The 16,502-nt window shown below is 61.7% G+C and carries 18 protein-coding genes; 12 read left to right on the top strand and 6 right to left on the bottom strand.

Features of this window, described 5'->3' with window-relative positions:
* The first annotated feature begins 28 nt into the window (after positions 1–28).
* Genes vorB through C8D99_RS04055 form a run of 3 tightly spaced genes read left to right on the top strand, consistent with a single transcriptional unit; the run spans position 29 to position 2,392 of the window.
* Positions 29–1,105: a 3-methyl-2-oxobutanoate dehydrogenase subunit VorB gene (gene vorB, locus C8D99_RS04065; protein WP_133956642.1), complete on the top strand. Its 1,077-nt coding sequence runs from the start codon at positions 29–31 to the stop codon at positions 1,103–1,105.
* 1 nt (position 1,106) lies between these two features.
* The gene (locus C8D99_RS04060; RefSeq protein ID WP_133956640.1) at positions 1,107–1,847 is read left to right on the top strand and encodes a thiamine pyrophosphate-dependent enzyme; all 741 of its coding nucleotides are present in this window, start codon (positions 1,107–1,109) and stop codon (positions 1,845–1,847) included.
* Between the two features lie 2 nt (positions 1,848–1,849).
* On the top strand, positions 1,850–2,392 hold the full coding sequence (locus C8D99_RS04055) for a 2-oxoacid:acceptor oxidoreductase family protein (protein ID WP_166669994.1): 543 nt from the start codon (positions 1,850–1,852) through the stop codon (positions 2,390–2,392).
* A gap of 44 nt (positions 2,393–2,436) precedes the next feature.
* Here C8D99_RS04055 and C8D99_RS04050 read toward each other — a convergent pair whose 3' ends face one another.
* Both C8D99_RS04050 and C8D99_RS04045 read right to left on the bottom strand, forming a co-directional pair.
* Positions 2,437–3,294 (bottom strand): DUF1848 domain-containing protein, encoded by an 858-nt coding sequence (locus C8D99_RS04050; protein WP_133956636.1) that lies wholly within the window; start codon positions 3,292–3,294, stop codon positions 2,437–2,439.
* Positions 3,295–3,307: 13 nt separating this feature from the next.
* Positions 3,308–3,793 (bottom strand): methylated-DNA--[protein]-cysteine S-methyltransferase, encoded by a 486-nt coding sequence (locus C8D99_RS04045; protein ID WP_133956634.1) that lies wholly within the window; start codon positions 3,791–3,793, stop codon positions 3,308–3,310.
* Positions 3,794–4,065: 272 nt separating this feature from the next.
* On the opposite strand from C8D99_RS04045, the gene C8D99_RS04040 reads away from it, so the two are divergent.
* Positions 4,066–4,824: a phosphatase gene (locus C8D99_RS04040; RefSeq protein ID WP_133956632.1), complete on the top strand. Its 759-nt coding sequence runs from the start codon at positions 4,066–4,068 to the stop codon at positions 4,822–4,824.
* A 21-nt stretch (positions 4,825–4,845) separates the two neighbouring features.
* Here C8D99_RS04040 and C8D99_RS04035 read toward each other — a convergent pair whose 3' ends face one another.
* Positions 4,846–5,637, bottom strand: a complete 792-nt coding sequence (locus C8D99_RS04035; protein WP_133956630.1) for a potassium channel family protein — start codon at positions 5,635–5,637, stop codon at positions 4,846–4,848.
* Positions 5,638–5,828: 191 nt separating this feature from the next.
* Between C8D99_RS04035 and C8D99_RS04030 the strand changes: the two genes are divergently transcribed.
* From C8D99_RS04030 to C8D99_RS04020, 3 genes are all read left to right on the top strand, one after another.
* Positions 5,829–6,362, top strand: a complete 534-nt coding sequence (locus tag C8D99_RS04030; protein ID WP_133956628.1) for a hypothetical protein — start codon at positions 5,829–5,831, stop codon at positions 6,360–6,362.
* Positions 6,363–6,513: 151 nt separating this feature from the next.
* Positions 6,514–8,838 carry a DEAD/DEAH box helicase gene (locus C8D99_RS04025; protein WP_133956626.1) on the top strand — a complete coding sequence of 775 codons (2,325 nt, stop codon included), beginning with the start codon at positions 6,514–6,516 and terminating at the stop codon, positions 8,836–8,838.
* A complete protein-coding gene (locus C8D99_RS04020; protein ID WP_133956624.1) occupies positions 8,835–10,901 on the top strand; it encodes an ATP-dependent helicase in 2,067 nt (688 codons plus the stop codon). The genes C8D99_RS04025 and C8D99_RS04020 overlap by 4 nt, the downstream gene beginning before the upstream one ends.
* A 55-nt stretch (positions 10,902–10,956) precedes the next feature.
* Here the strand turns inward: C8D99_RS04020 and C8D99_RS04015 are convergent, their stop codons facing one another.
* Positions 10,957–11,799 carry a class I SAM-dependent methyltransferase gene (locus C8D99_RS04015; protein ID WP_208321069.1) on the bottom strand — a complete coding sequence of 281 codons (843 nt, stop codon included), beginning with the start codon at positions 11,797–11,799 and terminating at the stop codon, positions 10,957–10,959.
* Positions 11,800–12,015: 216 nt separating this feature from the next.
* Between C8D99_RS04015 and C8D99_RS04010 the strand changes: the two genes are divergently transcribed.
* Together C8D99_RS04010 and C8D99_RS04005 are read left to right on the top strand one after the other, a co-directional pair.
* Positions 12,016–12,447 (top strand): hypothetical protein, encoded by a 432-nt coding sequence (locus C8D99_RS04010; RefSeq protein WP_133956622.1) that lies wholly within the window; start codon positions 12,016–12,018, stop codon positions 12,445–12,447.
* Positions 12,448–12,539: 92 nt separating this feature from the next.
* Positions 12,540–12,953 (top strand): ester cyclase, encoded by a 414-nt coding sequence (locus C8D99_RS04005; protein ID WP_133956620.1) that lies wholly within the window; start codon positions 12,540–12,542, stop codon positions 12,951–12,953.
* Positions 12,954–12,966: 13 nt separating this feature from the next.
* On the opposite strand, the gene C8D99_RS04000 is transcribed toward C8D99_RS04005, so the two are convergent.
* Positions 12,967–13,455 (bottom strand): DUF6530 family protein, encoded by a 489-nt coding sequence (locus C8D99_RS04000; protein ID WP_133956619.1) that lies wholly within the window; start codon positions 13,453–13,455, stop codon positions 12,967–12,969.
* A gap of 250 nt (positions 13,456–13,705) precedes the next feature.
* Between C8D99_RS04000 and C8D99_RS03995 the strand changes: the two genes are divergently transcribed.
* From C8D99_RS03995 to ybaK, 3 genes are read left to right on the top strand one after another with little or no spacing between them, the layout of a single operon-like run.
* The gene (locus C8D99_RS03995; protein ID WP_133956617.1) at positions 13,706–14,335 is read left to right on the top strand and encodes an ABC transporter ATP-binding protein; all 630 of its coding nucleotides are present in this window, start codon (positions 13,706–13,708) and stop codon (positions 14,333–14,335) included.
* Entirely contained in the window at positions 14,332–15,177 is an 846-nt protein-coding gene (locus C8D99_RS03990; protein WP_133956615.1) for an ABC transporter permease, read from the top strand. Before C8D99_RS03995 ends, C8D99_RS03990 begins: the two co-directional genes overlap by 4 nt.
* Positions 15,174–15,653, top strand: a complete 480-nt coding sequence (gene ybaK / locus C8D99_RS03985; protein ID WP_133956613.1) for a Cys-tRNA(Pro) deacylase — start codon at positions 15,174–15,176, stop codon at positions 15,651–15,653. The genes C8D99_RS03990 and ybaK overlap by 4 nt, the downstream gene beginning before the upstream one ends.
* A gap of 96 nt (positions 15,654–15,749) precedes the next feature.
* On the opposite strand, the gene C8D99_RS03980 is transcribed toward ybaK, so the two are convergent.
* Entirely contained in the window at positions 15,750–16,457 is a 708-nt protein-coding gene (locus tag C8D99_RS03980; protein WP_133956611.1) for a FadR/GntR family transcriptional regulator, read from the bottom strand.
* Positions 16,458–16,502: the final 45 nt, after the last annotated feature.

Genomic DNA, 16,502 nt, shown 5'->3' with positions numbered 1-16,502 from the left:
CTTGGTTCCCGCGGGAAAGGAAGGGATCATGGAAAGACAGTTCCTGAAAGGAAACGAGGCTGTCGCGGAAGCGGCAATCCTGGCGGGGTGCCGGTTTTTCGCCGGGTATCCCATAACGCCCCAGAACGAGATACCGGAGTACATGGCACGGCGGATGCCCTCCGTGGGCGGCGTCTTCCTGCAGGGGGAGAGCGAGACGGCTTCCGTCTGCATGGTCTACGGGGCGGCGGCCATGGGGACCCTTGCCATGACCTCTTCCTCGGGCCCGGGGATCAGTCTGAAGGCCGAGGGAATCTCCACCCTCGCCGGCGCCTGTCTGCCTGCGGTGGTCGTGAACGTCATGCGGGGAGGTCCCGGGCTCGGGGCCATCCAGGCAGCCCAGTCGGATTACCTCCATGCCACGAAGGCCCTGGGCCATGGCGGCTTCCGGGTGATTGTCCTGGCTCCTTCCACTGTGCAGGAGGCCATCGACCTCACCTATAAAGCCTTCGATCTTGCGGTGCAGTACCGGAACCCGGTGATGGTGCTCATGGACGGCTGGATCGGCTCCATGATGGAGCCCGTGACTCTTCCGGAGGCGAAGGAGCCGGTGACCTTCTCCTACACCGGCTGGGGAGCGAAGTACTTCAATCCCTCGGGTGTCGGCGTGAACGTGGTGACCTCCTGCCTGCTGGAGCCGGAGTACCAGGAGCTCCTCAACATCCGCGCCGGGGAAATGTACGAAGAGTGGAAGGAAAAGGAAGTCCTCGCCGAGGAATACCTTCTCGACGACGCAGAGTACGTGATCGTGGCCTACGGCACCGCAGCCCGGGCCGCCAGGACCGCCATCGGCGAGCTCCGGGGCAGGGGCATCCGGGCGGGCATGATCCGTCCCGTTTCCCTGTACCCCTTCCCGGTGGAGCACCTGAAGAGGCTCGACAGGAGCAGGGTGAAGTTCCTGCTGGACACGGAGATGACCCTCCCCGTCCAGATGATGGACGATATCCGCCTGGCGGTGGCGGACGCCATCCCGGTCCATTCCTGCGGCCGGTCCGGCGGGGTCATCCTCACCAACGAGGAAATCGCCGAAGCCGTGGAACAGGCCATCGCAAAGGAGGCGCGCTGACATGCAGAAGATATACGAGCGGCCGAAATCCCTCACCGACCGGGGGCTGGCCTATTGCCCCGGCTGCCTTCACGGCGTGGCCACCCGCCTCATCGCCGAGCTGCTGGACGAGATGGGCCAGAGGACGAACACCGTGGCCGTCCTGGCCGTGGGGTGCGGCACCCTGGGCATGTTCCACTTCAACACCGACGTGGTGGTCTCTCCCCACGGCCGGACTCCCGCCGTGGCCACGGGCGCGAAGCGGGCGGCCCCCGGGAAGCTCGTCTTCTCCTACCAGGGCGACGGCGACCTGGCCGCCATCGGCATGGCGGAGATCATGCACGCCGCCAACCGGGGAGAGAACTTTACCGTCATCTTCATCAACAACAGCACCTACGGCATGACGGGAGGCCAGATGGCGCCCACCACCCTCGTGGGGCAGAAGGCTACTACCGCCCCCCTGGGAAGAAACCCCGCCGAGTCGGGGTACCCCATGAAGATGTGCGAAATCCTTTCCCAGCTCGAGGCCCCGAAGTACATCGCCCGCTTCGCCCTTGACTGCCCGGCGAACATCCTGAAGGCGAAGAAGGGCATCCGGAAGGCCTTCGGGATGCAGATGGCCGGGAAAGGCTTCACCTTCGTGGAGCTGCTCTCGAACTGCCCCACGAACTGGGGGATGCCGGCTCTGGAGTGTCTGGACTGGATGCGGGAGAACACTCTGAAGGTCTTTCCCCTGGGCGTGTTCCGGGACGGGGAGGCATGATCATGGAAAAGAAGATCACCGTGGCGGGGTTCGGCGGACAGGGTGTCATGGTCATCGGGCAGATGCTGGGGTATGCCTCCTGCAAGGCGGGGCGGAACGCACTGTTTCTGCCGAAATACGGGCCTGAACAGAGGGGAGGAACGGCGAACTGCTCCGTCACCATTTCCGACGGCGAGATCGGCGCTCCCGTGTCGCGGTACGTGGATACCCTCATCGCCATGAACCAGCCGTCTCTCGAGAAGTTTGTCGGCTCCGTCCGGCCGGGGGGCATCGTTCTGCTCAACAGTTCCCTCTGCCGGTGGGAGGGGAAGCGGACCGATGTCCGGGTTGCGGAGATAGGGGCGGACGCCATCGCCCTCGAGATCGGGTCACCCAAGGTGGCCAACATCGTGGTCATCGGAGCCTATATCCAACTGAGCGGGGCCCTGTCGGAACAGGAGATGCTGGACGCCATCGAGGAAAAACTCGGCAAGCGGCCCGAGCTGCTCGAGATGAACAGGAAAGCTCTCCGGACGGGAATGGACCGGGTGATCCTGAGGGCGTAATACCGGCAGTTCGTGATGCAGCGGCCCTTCGGGGCCGCTTTTTTTTACCAGGGAACGAGAAAGGGGGAGGCCGGGTCGTGGCGGGCGCGGTTCGCTGCGGCTGTCCGGTGATCCCGGACGGCGTAGCAGTAGAGGCACCCCGCCGGACAGGTGTCGTAGGCTCCGATATCGGCGCTTGCGGCACATCCGCACAGGAGGCGCTGGTTCCTGTCCTTTCCGGCGTCAAGAGGGCGCCCGGCGAGCTTCTCTGCCAGGATTCTGTCGATGCAGGCTCCCCGGGGGACACCCTCCCCGCTGAAATCTTCCGCCTCGCAGCAGGTTTGAAGGGAAATCCCTCTTCCGGCGGCGCTTTCGGCAAAGGAGCGGACCAGACTGTGCATGATCTCCGGCGATGCTTCCCGCAAACCCCTGCCCCGGTTCCTGCGGTAAATGTCCACGAAGCTCAGGACGCATCGCTCTGTGCTGCCCTCGAGAAAGGCGCACATCCGGGCGAATTCCTCTTTGTGCCGTTCCGCCGGGTATTCCTCCGAGACGATCACCGGGTCGTACCGCCAGACGACCCTATGGGGCCCGAGCCTTCCGGCCAGGGTCCGGAAGGCGGCGAGAATCTCCTCCTTCGGGGCGATCCCCGGCTCCAGACCGGAACCGTACGGGGTGACGGTCCACTGGAAATAATAGGGATACCCTGCCCCGTCCAGCCTGTCCAGAAGGCCGGACAGGGGACGGGCATCCTTCGTCCAGAAGACGAAACAGTCCACATCAACAGGGGCGAGGGATATTCTTCTCACCTGCGCCGGGTTCCGGGGGTTCCGGACGAGAACGAAGCCTTCCTCCAGGCGGCGCTCCAGCCACAGGACATAGAAAGCCGGGATGTCCGTCCGCCTGCTGGCGCTGACGATCATGGGCGCCTCCGGTTCACCGGCCGGGGAGCTCCTCCAGGGAGTGGGAAGCCTCCATGTCGAGGAGCCACGTTTTCAATTCCAGCCCGCCGCCGTATCCCACGAGCTTTCCGTCGGCCCCGATGATCCGGTGGCAGGGAATGAAAATGGCGATGGGATTCCGGGCGTTGGCCATCCCCACGGCCCTGACAGCCTTCGGGTTTCCCGAGGCGATGGCGAGATCCTTGTAGCTCGCCGTTTTCCCGTAGGGGACCTCCACGAGCTTTTTCCACACCCTTTTCATGAAAGGGGTCCCCTCGGCCTTCAGAGGAAGGTCAAACTTCTTCAGTTTTCCGGCCAGATAGAGCTCCAGCTGCCGGAAGGCCTCCTTCACAACGGGGGGCTCCTTTTTGCCGAAACCGACCAGTTCCGCCGTGTTTTTCGGCAGGTAGAGGTGGGTGATGAATTCTCCGTCGCTTCCGATGGCCATGGGGCCGACGATCGTTTCCCGCACGTACAGCATGGTTTCACTCCTCCCGTGGTGTTTCATTTTGGTCTATTGTGGCTCAAAGGGCGGAAAAAATCATCCCCGTTTTTTCCCAAATCCGCAGGCAGCGGCAACACTCCTCCCTCCGACGGAAATACTGTGGGTTTTGTATTCCTCTTTCACTTCGCCCTTTTGTTCTTTTTGTGCAGGGCTCGGTCTGGACAGGGGGCCGTCCCTGGTGTACAAAAGAACGAAAGAACTGTATGAAATCTGAACAATTATTAAGGAAAAAAACTCAAGGAGAACCAATGAAACCTCTATTTGACCTGCACACCCACACCATCGCCAGCGGGCACGCCTACAGCTCGCTGAAGGAAAACATCGAGGCCGCCGCGGAACGAGGCCTCACCGCCCTCGGCATTTCCGACCACGCCCCCGCCATGCCCGGCACCTGCCATTCCTTTCATTTCGGGAACTACAAGGTGATCCGGGAATCCCTCCTGGGGATCAGGATCGTGAAGGGCATCGAGGCGAACATTATGGACTATGACGGCACCCTCGACGTGGAGGAGGACATCCTGGGCAGGCTGGAATATGTCATCGCCAGCCTCCACCCGCCCTGCATCCCCTTCGGGACCACGGAGCAGAATACACGGGCCCTGGCCGGAGCCATGGCGAACCCGTACGTGAAGATCATCGGCCACCCGGACGATGACCGCTACCCCCTCGACTACGAAGAGCTGGTCCTGGCCGCAAAGCGGGAGAAGGTGGCCCTCGAGGTCAACAATTCCAGCTTCTGCCCGGGCTCGGGCCGGCAGAACGGCGTAAGGAACGCTCGCACCATGCTGGAGTACTGCTGCCGGTTCGACGTGCCAGTAGTGCTGGGAAGCGACGCCCACATCTGGTACGACGTGGGGGAGATGAGCCGATGCAGAGCCCTTCTCCGGGAGATGGATTTTCCCCCGGAGCTGGTGCTCAACTATTCTCCGGAGGGGCTGGACTTCATCCTGAAAAGGAACGGCGCCGCCCTTCCTGTTTCCGGAGGAGTGTCCGCCGGGGAGGCATGACCTCGGCCGGAAAAAGAAGGGTTACTGTTTTTCCTTGAGCCCCTGGAGGACGGCACAGATCTCCCGGACTTCCTCCGGGCTGAGGTTCTGGAAGTCTTCCAGCCTCCGCAGGGCCAGCGACAGGAATTCATTTCTCGGTTTCGCCTCCGGCTCCGGGGCGGGAGCGACGAAAAAGGACGCGATGGTCCCGGTGAGGGTGCTGATGAAGCCGATCCCCACCAGCATCAGCATGATCGCCACAATCCTTCCCCCTGCCGTGGAGGGCGAGATGTCGCCGTACCCCACGGTGGTCGCCGTCACGAAGGCCCACCAGAGGGCGTCGTAAAAGCCCATCTGCTCGAAGTAGCGGACCGCCGCGGCACCGATGAGGATCGTGAGCACCGTGAAAAAGAGGACGTACTGGAAATTGTGCTGCCTCAGGAACCGGGAGGCGTACCGGTGGGCCCTGCCGAAGTAGGCGGCGAGCCGGAGAAGTCTAAGGGCTCTGAGCGCACGGGTCGAGCGGAGCATCCTGAAGATCCGCAGCGACCGGAGCCCCTTGAACAGGGCGTCAAAGGGCAGTATGGCGATGAGTTCGATGATGTGGGTTTTCACGTAGTGCTTTTTATCCGCAGCGAGGTAGAACCGGGTGAAGTAGTCTGCCACGAAAATCAGCCATATAGCTGTGTCCACGAAACCGAAGATCCCTTCTTCGGTTTCCGTGAAGTCCATCCTCTCCTCGGCGATGATCAGCCCCACGGATGCGACGGCCAGAAAAATGAGAAAGAAATCGTATCTGCGCAGGGCTTTTTCTCTGTTTTTGAGAAGAAACATGCTATCACCCTCTTCCGGACAGGCTTTCCGCCTTGCCGGCCATCTTTCAGGCTATTCCCGGGCCATGCCGGAAAACAGCCCTTTTTCCGGATAGACGAAAAAACGCTCCGGGAGGTTTGAAAAGCGTCCCGGATGGACATATATAATACAGGAAATTCCTGAATTTCAGATATCCGGAAGGGGCTGCCGAGATGAAAAAAACGCTGTTCCTGTTTTTTGCCGCTGCAGTGCTGCTTTTCTGTGTTTCTCCTTCGGGTGCCGACCCGATGACGGACAGGATGGGTCACCTTCTCAAGGATCTCCCCGGGTGGGAAGGTATGGAGATGGTCCCCATCGTGACGCCCGATTCCGGACAGGGCAGGGCCGCTGTTTTCACAAGAGAGTACCACCAGGGCAGGAGCCTCGTGGTACAGGCCCTCAAGACGCCGGGAAACCCTGACGGAAAGGACGATTTCGAGGAAACTGTGCTCGATGTTTCGTCGGAACGGATGCGTCAGGGGGTCATCGACGGGATCCGCTATGCGGAGATCGTCTACAGGGTCTCTCCGGAGAGGAAAGTCCCCGAGGCCACGCTGTATGTCTTTCTGCCTCCCTACAGCCTTTCCAGAAGCGCACCGGAAATGATCGTGTTCACCATGAATTCCATCAACGGTGACGACGAACTTTTCGACCTGGCCAGGACCTTTGACTGGAAGGCCATCCTGGGGGCGCTGGCGGAGTTTTAGAGTTTCCGGACCCGGAAATAGTAGAGCCAGCATGGGACCCCATTCATTCCTTGACAGCCGGAGGGCCACGTCCCATTATTGATTCCTGGCCCGTTCCGTCTTCCGGCATATCCGGAGGATCCATATCCGGCGGGCTGGTGGGGGCGTTTCCATGACCGGCATGGAAGAGTTTCACAAAAAGATAGTCCACGAGCGGGTATTCCCGAAGCGGGAAGCGGTGTACACTCCCTTCCCGGACAGAATGCTGCCCGAACTGCGCGCCTTCCTTGAGAGCAGCGGGATCAGCATGGTTTATTCTCACCAGGGTGAGATGTTCGACCGGGCCGTGGACGGCGAAAACGTGATCGTCACCACCTCCACGGCCAGCGGCAAGACCCTGGGCTTCCTGCTCCCCGTCCTGCAGGAGATACTGACGAACCCGGCGGCCAGGGCGATCTTCCTGTACCCCACGAAGGCGCTGGCGAGCGACCAGTTCCGGAGCTTCGTCCCTCTCCTGGAATTCTTCGGCCCGTCCCGCCTCCAGGCGGGGATCTACGACGGGGACACCTCCTCCGCCGAGCGGGGCCGCATCCGGAGCAGCGCGAACATCGTCCTCACCAACCCCGAGATGCTCAACGCCACCTTTCTGCCGAACCACGGCAGCTACGGCTTCAGCTTTTTCTTCGCCAACCTGAAGTACATCGTGGTGGACGAGCTTCATTCCTACCGGGGGGCCTTCGGCTCCCATCTGGCCAACGTGATGAAGCGCCTCGGGCGGATCTGCGGGTACTACGGCTCCTCGCCCCGCTTCCTGTGCAGCTCCGCCACCATAGCCAATCCCGTGGAGCTCGCGGAGAACATCTGCGGCCGTCCCTTTTCCCATGTCTCCCGGGACGGCTCCCCGTCGCCGGAAAAGCGCTTTTTCCTCTGGCAGCCCCCCACCGCCCGGGGGACGGAGTTCCGCGTCTCACCGGCCCGGGAGGCCACGGGGCTTCTCGCCCGGCTTGTCCGGGAAAACTCGCCCTTTCTGGCCTTCTGCAAATCCCGGAACGCCGTGGAGGTCGTCCTGAAGGAAGTCCGGGACAGGCTGAAGGAATCAGCCCCGGAGTCCGGAGGGCGGGACATGGCCTCCCTGGTCTCCGGCTATCGGGGAGGATACAGGTCCCTGGAGCGGCGGGACATCGAGGAGAAAATGGCGTCGGGCAGGCTGCGGGGCCTCGTGGCCACCAACGTGCTGGAGCTGGGAATCGACATCGGGCGGATCGACACGGCCGTGCTCGTGGGGTTCCCCGGCACCCGGGCTTCCTTCTGGCAGCAGGCCGGACGGGCGGGGCGGAAGGGAAGGAGCGCGTCGGTGGTCCTGCTGCTGGACAACCTGCCACTGGACCAGTATCTCGCCATCGATCCGGAGTGGCTCTTCTCGGGAGAAAGCGAAAGCGCGGTGGTGGACCCGGACAACCTCTTCATCCAGGTGGCCCACGTGCGTGCCGCGGCGGCTGAGCTGCCCCTCTCCGCGGACGACGGGGCCCTTTTCCCGGACCTCGGGGAGATCGTGCCCGTCCTCCTTCCCGGAAAGGAGCTCCGGAAGGAGCAGGGAAAGTACTTCTGGTCCGGAGGGGCCTACCCGGCGGGGGACATCAGCCTGCGCAACATGGACAGGACCCGGTACAAGCTCAAGAACGCCGCCGACGGATCCCTTCTCACGGAGATGGACGAGCTCCAGGCCTTCCGGGAGATCTACCGGGGCGCCATCTACCTCCACGAGGGGCTCCAGTACCTGGTGGAGAGCCTGGACCTGAACCACACCGAGGCCCTGGCCCGGCCCACGGAGGGAAATTACTATACCGTCTCCTGCGATATGACCGAAGTGCACAAAATCAGGGACGAGAAGACCGAACCCCTGGGCAGGACCCTCTGCGGCCTCGGGGACGTGCGGGTGGCCTACACCACGGTGGGCTTCCGGCGGCAGCAGTTTCACAACCACCAGAACCTGGGCATGGAAATGCTCGACCGCCCGCTGGGCAAATCCTTCGATACGGAGGGATTCTGGATCGCCCTTCCCGGCGAGGTGCGGCGGCTGTTTCTCTCCCTGGCCCCTGCCCCGATGCCGGGATTCCAGTTCCGGAAGACCTACGCCGAAGGGCTGAGCTTCGCCCTGCTGAACGCCGCCATGATGGCCGCCATGGCCACACCGGAGGACATGGGCAGCGCCCTCCTGGCCGGGGACGGCCCCGAGGGGGGCAGAATGTCCGTGTGTGTCTTCGACATGTACGCCGGAGGCCTCGGGTTCTCACGCAAGGGGTTCTCCCTGGTGCGGGACATTCTCCGCAGGGCGGACCGGATGATCCGGGGATGCCCGTGCAGGGGCGGCTGTCCTGCCTGCGTGGGAGACTACCACCTGGACAAGAGGGTGGTCCTCTGGGCGATCGGCAGTCTTTTCGAGACTCTTCCTCCTCCCGGGGATGTGCTGTCGGCGGGAGGCGGTGAGGGGCCATGACGTCCGCCGGATCCCTCCTGGAGAGGCTGAACCCCTACCAGCGGCAGGCGGTGCTCGAGCAGGGCCGGGCCACCCTCGTCAATGCCTGCGTGGGCAGCGGCAAGACCACAGTCCTTATCTGCAAGGCCCTCTACGAGCACACGGTGAACGGGGTTCCCCTGGAGGACATGGTGGTGCTGACCTTCACGAACAAGGCGGCGGACGAGATACGGAGCCGCCTGGCAGCGGCTGCTCCCGGCGCCGCCCTGGAGAGCACCGCCTGGTTCGGCACCTTCCACAGCGTGGCCATGAGGATGCTCCAGCGTATTCTTCCTGTGGAGACCCTGGGCTACACCCCGTCCTTCTCGGTCCTTGACCCCGACGGGCTGCTGGAGATTGCCGAACGGCTGGTGGTGGAGCACGGGCTGACCATAAAGTACCGGAACAGGCTGATGAAGCGCCTGGAAGCCTGCGCCGCCGGAAGGACGCTCTTTGGCCGGATGAAGCGGGAAGACGGCATCTCCGCGCTCGTGGAGCTGCTCGCCCGGGAGAAAGTGCTCCAGAACGCCATGGACTTCGACGACCTCATCCGGAACGCCGCGGCGCTGGCGGGGGAAAGCGGGTGGTCCCCCCGGTGGATCATCGTGGACGAGTTCCAGGACTGCGACGGGGCCCAGATGGAATTCATCCGCGCCCTGGCGTCGGAGGAGACGAAGCTCTTCGCCGTGGGCGACCCCAACCAGGTGATCTACAGCTGGAGGGGTGGCAGCAGGGACATCTTCTCCAGGTTCGCCAGGGAGTTCCGCGCGACCGAAATTTCCCTTCCCCTCAACTACCGGTCCAGCTCCACCATCCTCGAGGCGGCCCGGTGCTTCCTCCATGATTCTTCGGACCTTGAAGGCACCCGGGAGCGGGGGGCGGGGATCGTGGTCCGAAACCACTTCAACCCCTTCCTCGAGGCGGAATACCTGGCTGACAGGATTCGGGAGCTTCATGACGGGGGAATGCCGTGGGGGGACATGGCGGTATTCTACCGGATGCAGCGCCAGTCGGGCCCCCTGCAGGCCGTTTTCCGCCGGAAGGGGATTCCCTTCACGCTCTCGGTCCGGAAGACCCTGAAGGACATCCCCGTGCTGCAGTGGCTCGCCCGCCTGCTGAGCGCCTCGGTGAACGGGGCCGACAGAAACGGCCTGGTCTCCGCCCTTACCGACGGCCGCTTCGGGGACGGCCTGGCGCCCGCGGAGGCGAAAGATCCTGCCGGGGCTGAATCGGAGCTGTATGACAGGGTCCGCTCCTTCCCGGAATGGGCCGGAACGGGACGGGGCCCCCTCGAAATTTACGAGTATTTCGGGCTGGAACACCGGCTGTCCCCCACGTCGGCCTCCTTTCCGGAAAACCGCAGGCTTGTCCTGGCATTTCTGGAGAAACTGGGCGCCTTCTGCAGGGAGAGGGAGGGGAGCTTCGCAGGAAAGGCAGCGGAGTTTCTCAACTCCTCGGCCCTGTACGGGACGGAGTTTTTCTCCCCCGGTGGCGAAGAGGGGAGCGGAGATACGGTCCGGCTCCTGACCCTCCACGCCTGCAAGGGTCTCGAGTTTCCCGTGGTGTTCATCATCGGGGTCAACGAGGGGCTCATCCCCCTCCACACCTATTCCCCGGAGGGGCGGGAGGAGGAAAAACGGCTCTTTTTCGTCGGCATCACCCGGGCGAAGGACTACCTCGAACTCTCCTGCTACACCGACCCCGGCGAAGTCCGGGTTCTTCCAGGGAAGAGCGGCTTCCTCTCCATGATCCCGTCCCGCCTGCTTGAAGGCGGCGACGACGGGCCGGGCCGGGGGGATATCCGGGCATACTGCAGGACGCTGCTGGAAAACAGGGAAAAGGGCGGAGCGGGGACCGTCTTCGGGGGAGCGGAAGACAGCTCGCCTTCGCCGCCGTCTCCGGAAGGGCTTCCGGTCAGAGTCCGCCACCCGAAATACGGCGAGGGAGTCGTGGAATCGGAGGATGAGGAAACCTACACGGTGGCGTTCGGGCAGTACGGGGTGAAATCCTTCCTGAAGGACTTCTGCCCCCTGGAGTTTCTCTAAAGACGGAGAAGCACGCCGGGTTGCTTTTTCAGGAGGACCTTCTCCCTGACCGGGTTCAGAGACGCTCTGCAACGGCCGCGAATTCCGCTGACCGGGGATCGAAGGGCGTTCCCGCCACGTCGGAATACAGCCCGGTCACCTTCAGCCCGTTCCTGGCACACTCCGCTTCCAAGGTTTCCGGAGAATAGCACTGGAACCAGTTGTATATGGTCCGTATCCGGCGGGATTCCACGATCGTGTACTTGTCGAGCAGCACTTTTTCCTCCCTGTACTTGAAGGTGTTCAGAAAGCCGTAATAGTCCTCCGCCGACCAGAAGCCGTTCATCAGGTTCCGTTCGAAGCGGGAGATTTCTTCCCTCCGGTCGAAGGTCTCAAGAGAGTATACATCGAACAGCACATGTCCCTTCGGTTCAAGCATGCCGGCAAATTTCCGCAGCATCGTCCGCCGCTGCAGAGGACTGAGGGCGCAGAAATCGCACATGATCATCAGGATCAGGTCGAATTTTTCCTCCGTTTCGAATCCGAGGTAGTCGCAGAGCACGTAGTCGATCGAAAGCCCTTTCTTTCCGGCGGCTGAGACTGCGGATTGAATTGACCGTCCGGAGAAATCCACGCCCGTCACCCTTGCCCCCCGCTCCGCAAAGGGCAGGGTGTACAGGCCCGGTCCGCATCCGAAGTCGATGACGGAAGACTTCTCCGACAAGCCGAAGTGGGATGTGATCCATTCCACGGACCTCCGGATGAACGACGTCTTCCTGGACGCGACGTCCACATTTCCGTCGAGGTGGAATGACAGCATTTTTTCCGAGATATGGCCGTCGGTCCACAGATCCCGGGCAGTATAGAACCCGAACGGTTCAGGACGGGAATTGATCGCTTCAAGCTCATCGAACAGCACGAAAGGACCTCCTTTGTACAGGTTTGGTGTCTCCAGGGACGGGAAGGGCTGCATCCGCTCAGCCGGCAGGCCGGGCCGGTCAATTTCAATGGGAATATGCGGTCTGAAGACTGCCCTTCATTGTAGAATAGCACCATGGAAGAAAAAGATGCAGTATTTGAGGGACTGGCGAAGGGGCTGCCCTTTTGAGTGATTCCGGTTCGGGAGGTGGAAATGATGAGTTTTTTCAGGAAGAGAATACTTCTGATGTGCCTGGGTATTGGGCTCTTCATGGCCTGTGTTCCCTCCGACGGGCTGGAGAGTGACTTTCTGCCCGCCCTCATCGCAGGAAATATCAGGGGAACGGATGTCACGGTCATCCTGGAGGTCAGGGAATCGGAACGGGTGAGCACCCTCGGCGGGTACGCCCGATGGAGGATTACGGCGGAAGTGATCCGCTCCTTCAAGGGAGGGTACGCCCCCGGGGAGGTCCTGGAATATTTCCGGACCACGGAGACGGAGTTCCCGTCCCCGGAAAAGGGCAGCCGCCACATCGTCAGCTTTGTTCTGGAAGAGGGGCGCCCCGTCATTCCGGACGAGGGCTACCATTTCCCCTGGTCTCCGGAGCTCGAAGAGCAGGTGACAGCGGAACTCGCCCGCTCCAGGTAGGGAAGAGAAACCGGCGGGCATTTTACCAAGGCGGCTGCGCACCGGCGGGCTTTAAGGTTCGTCGGTCCCGTGTCAAACCGGAGGTGGTTTTCGTGGACTGCAAGGCGATGGTCAAAGAGTTTTACGAGCAGGTCGCATCCAATAACCGGGTCGATGAGGTGGAACGCTATGTCCACCCCGACTGTACCTTAAGAACGGGCGAGGAGAACATCCCCATCGGACTGGAGGGGATGAGGCGGCATCTGGAGGATGTCCGGAAGACCTACCCGGATTTCCGGATCCGGGTGATCCGCCAGCACCAGGACGGCGATTTCGTCATCTCGGAAGTCCTGATGGAGGGCACCCACGGCGGGGAATGGCTCGGCATCAGGCCGACGGGAAAGAAGATCCGGATCACGGCGGTCAACATAGACAGGATCGCCGGCGGCAGGATCATCGAGCACGGCGGAGCGGCCAATACCTTCGACACCTTCTGGGCGGAGGGGGTCATCCGGGCGGCGGAGTAGCTCCCGGTTTCTTTCAGCCCCTGCCGTACCCCATGTCGCGGAGCAGGTCCGCCAGCAGGTGAAGCCGCTCCGACAGCAGTTCGTCGTCCCGGCCGAGGGCCTGGGAAAAGAGCTGTATATCCTCGTCGATCCTGGGATTGCCCGTGCAGATCTCCACGGTCATGGCGTCCCCCTGGAGCCCCACCCGGTCGATGCGGGGGTTCTTTTCGTCATAGAGCTTCGGATGGCGGTACGCCTCCTGGAAGTGCTGCTTTCCCTTGCACACCAGGATGGCCAGGTCGAGCACCCGGTGGAGGGGCATCTCCTCCGACTGTCGTGACCATTTTTCCCCCGTGTAGCGCCACACTTTGGCGGAAATTTCCACCTTTCCCCTGTCGTTCCACTGGGCAAGCCCGAGGGACAGCCCTTTGGCGTCGGAATTGTAGGCCTGCCGCCCGTCCACGTTTTCGTAGTTCTCCACGGTGATGACCGGCTTGTGCTTCAGCGTCGTCGGTATGTTCATTGTTTCCCCTCCCGGAAATCCTGTGATAATTACTAAATTACTTATTTACTAAATAAGTACGCAGACAAGGATACTCCGATAATTTTGCCTGTCAAGCTGTTCCATGGGAAAAACACCAGGGGAACCCCGTTTTTTTGGGGATGTCGTTTTCGGTCCTTTTTTCAAGGGGATATGTCCAGAATGGGCAGACAACATGAGATAATACCATTCCAGAATGCCTGATACACAGGCAGGAAGGCCAGGTGGAGTCATGGAAGCAGTTCTTCGCACATCATCCCTCGTCTTTCTGGACAGGATCGCCTATCCTGACATGGAAGTGTGCGCAGGAGAGATCATTTTTCTTCAGGGGCCCAGCGGGAGCGGGAAAAGCTCCTTTCTGCGGCTTCTGAACGGTACCGTTTCCCCTTCGGGCGGCACGGTGCTGTATGGGGGCAAAGATATCCTTGAGATCGATCCCCTCCTTCTCCGGAGGGAGGTCATCCTTGCCGGGCAGTCGGCCTACCTCTTCCCCGGCACGGTGAGGGCAAATTTTCTTCAGTATCACCAGTACAGGGATTCCGTTCCTCCGGACAGCGAATCCATGCAGGCGTGCCTTGACGCCTGCCGGGTTCCCTTCCCCCTCGACACACCCTGCGACACCCTTTCCGGCGGCGAGAAACAGCGGGTGTTTTTGGCCATAGCGCTGAGCTTCCGCCCGGCGGTGTTTTTGCTGGATGAGCCCACATCGGCCCTTGACGGGACCACGGCGGAGGCATTGATGGCCAACCTGACTGAGTACTGCAGGAACCACGGCGTCGCCGCCCTGGTCGTGAGCCACGACAGGCACCTGACGGAACAATTCGCCGAACGGACCGTGGACCTGGGAGGTGCGGTATCATGAGCGGCGCCGCGGCCATAGGCATCCAGCGTTTCCTGGTCATCTACCTTCTTCTGCTGCTGGTGCTGGCACTCATGAAACGGAGCAGGATCAGCCAGACAAAACTGCTGCTGACGGCAAGCCTCCGGATGACGGTACAGCTTGTCCTCGCCGGTTTTGTGCTGACCTACATTTTTGAGAACCCCCATCCCCTGTTGACCGTGGGCTACCTGGCCGCCATGATGTCTTTCGCGATCCACAGGGTGCTGTCAAAAAACCGGGACCTCAACCGGGGGTTCAAGCTTTCCATCGGACTTTCCCTGGCCTTTTCGGGTTTTGCGGTGCTGATATATTACGTCGCTGCCGTGGTGAACCAGAGCCTTTTCAATCCCCAGTACGCGATTCCCCTGAGCGGCATGATCTTCGGGAACGCCATGACAGGGGTGAACCTGGGGGTCAAGACCTTCAGGGAGAGCACGGCTGCGGGAAAGGAGAGGATGGAGGCCCTTCTCAACTTCGGGGCGAGCCCGAAGAGCATCCTGCTGCCCTTCGTGAACCAGGCCCTGGAGACGGCCATTCTTCCCACGCTGAACTCCATGGTGGGCATGGGCATTGTTTCCCTCCCGGGGATGATGACGGGCCAGATCCTTTCGGGCACCCTCCCCACAACGGCCATTCTCTACCAGATTTCCATCATGGTGGCCAACTGCTCGGCGGTCTGTCTGTCCGTCTTCGGCTCCCTCCATTTCGGATATCATACCCTCTACAACAAAAGGAGCCAGTTCTGCCGGAGGGGCGGCATTCTCAACGGGGCAGGATGTGATGAGGGAAAAGCAGAATCCGGAACAGGGGAGGGAAAGAAATGACCCCGGGAATTCTTGCGGCGAAAAAGGCCGGCGTGCCGTTCACGGTGCATGAATACGACCACGACCCGTCGGCGCCGTCCTTCGGCATGGAGGCGGCGGAGAAGCTGGGCGTTCCGCCTGAGAGGGTCTTCAAGACACTGGTGGTACGCCTTGACGGCAGAGAGCTGGCCGTGGCGGTGATCCCGGTGAATTCCATGCTCAGTATGAAGGCTGCGGCGAAGGCGGCGGGGGCGAAGAAGGCCGAAATGGCACCCCAGGCAGACGTGGAGCGGTCCACAGGCTACGTTCTCGGCGGTGTGAGCCCCCTCGGGCAGAAGAAGCGCCTCCGGACGTTCATCGACGTTTCGGCTGAAGGGTTTGAGACGATCTTCGTCAGCGCGGGGAAAAGGGGGCTGGATATGGAAATAGCTCCCTGTGACCTGGCGGCGGTGTGCGGGGGGACTTTTGTCTCCCTGCAGGACGGGGGCGGCGCGTAAGCAGAATCGATGCTCCTCCGGGAAGGGGAATGCAGACGAATGCTTCCCAAGTGAAAAAAGCCTCCCCGGTTCAATGCCGGAGAGGCTTTCGTGCTTTCAGATCTTGAACCCGGAGCTCACAAGGCTTTCCGAAGCCCGTTCCACCGAGGCCTGGATGTGGTGGAGCACAAGTTCTGCGGCCCTTTCGCCGTTCTTCTCCCTGATGGCGTCCAGGATGTGCCTGTGCTCGCTGAAAATCTCGTCGAAGCGGAGTTCCTCCCGCCGAAAGATGAGGGATGTGCTCGCCGTCTCGTAGGCCTGGGAGACCGTTTCGTAGATGCGGCAGAGAAACTGGTTCCCGGTCGCCGCCATGATCTGGGCGTGGAAGATCCTGTTCCACTTGGAGAGGAGTGACTCCATGTCGTCCCTGCCTGACTCGATGATGGCCGCCATCTGGGCCACGGACTCCCCGATTTTCCGCAGGTCCTCCGGAGTGCGGTTTTCCGCCACGATTCTCGCGGCTTCAGGTTCGATCATCATGCGGACCTGGAAGATCTCCAGCATCATGGAAGGCGGCCAGTCACCCGAAAAAATGAGCTCCGGCAGTTCGTGCCGGGGCATGAAAATTCCCTGGCGGTCCCGTATTTCCAGCAGCCCGAAGGCTTCGAGCACGGCGATAGCCTGCCGCAGCAGGGGCCGCGTGACACCCAGGGCTGAGGCCATGTCTCGCTCTGAAGGGAGTTTCCCCTCCGGGTTCACCTGTATCTTCCCCGAATTCAGATGGTCGTAGAGTTCCTTTGCCAGAGCTCGTCTTCTGTCAGTCATCGTGATCCCTGCCCCGTTCTGCGGTTTCCTTCGCAGGTTTTTTCC

This window comes from Aminivibrio pyruvatiphilus (assembly GCF_004366815.1).
Lineage (GTDB): Bacteria > Synergistota > Synergistia > Synergistales > Aminobacteriaceae > Aminivibrio > Aminivibrio pyruvatiphilus.
Note: the sequence above shows the minus strand (reverse complement) of the source record. Positions and strands in the feature narration are given on the sequence as shown.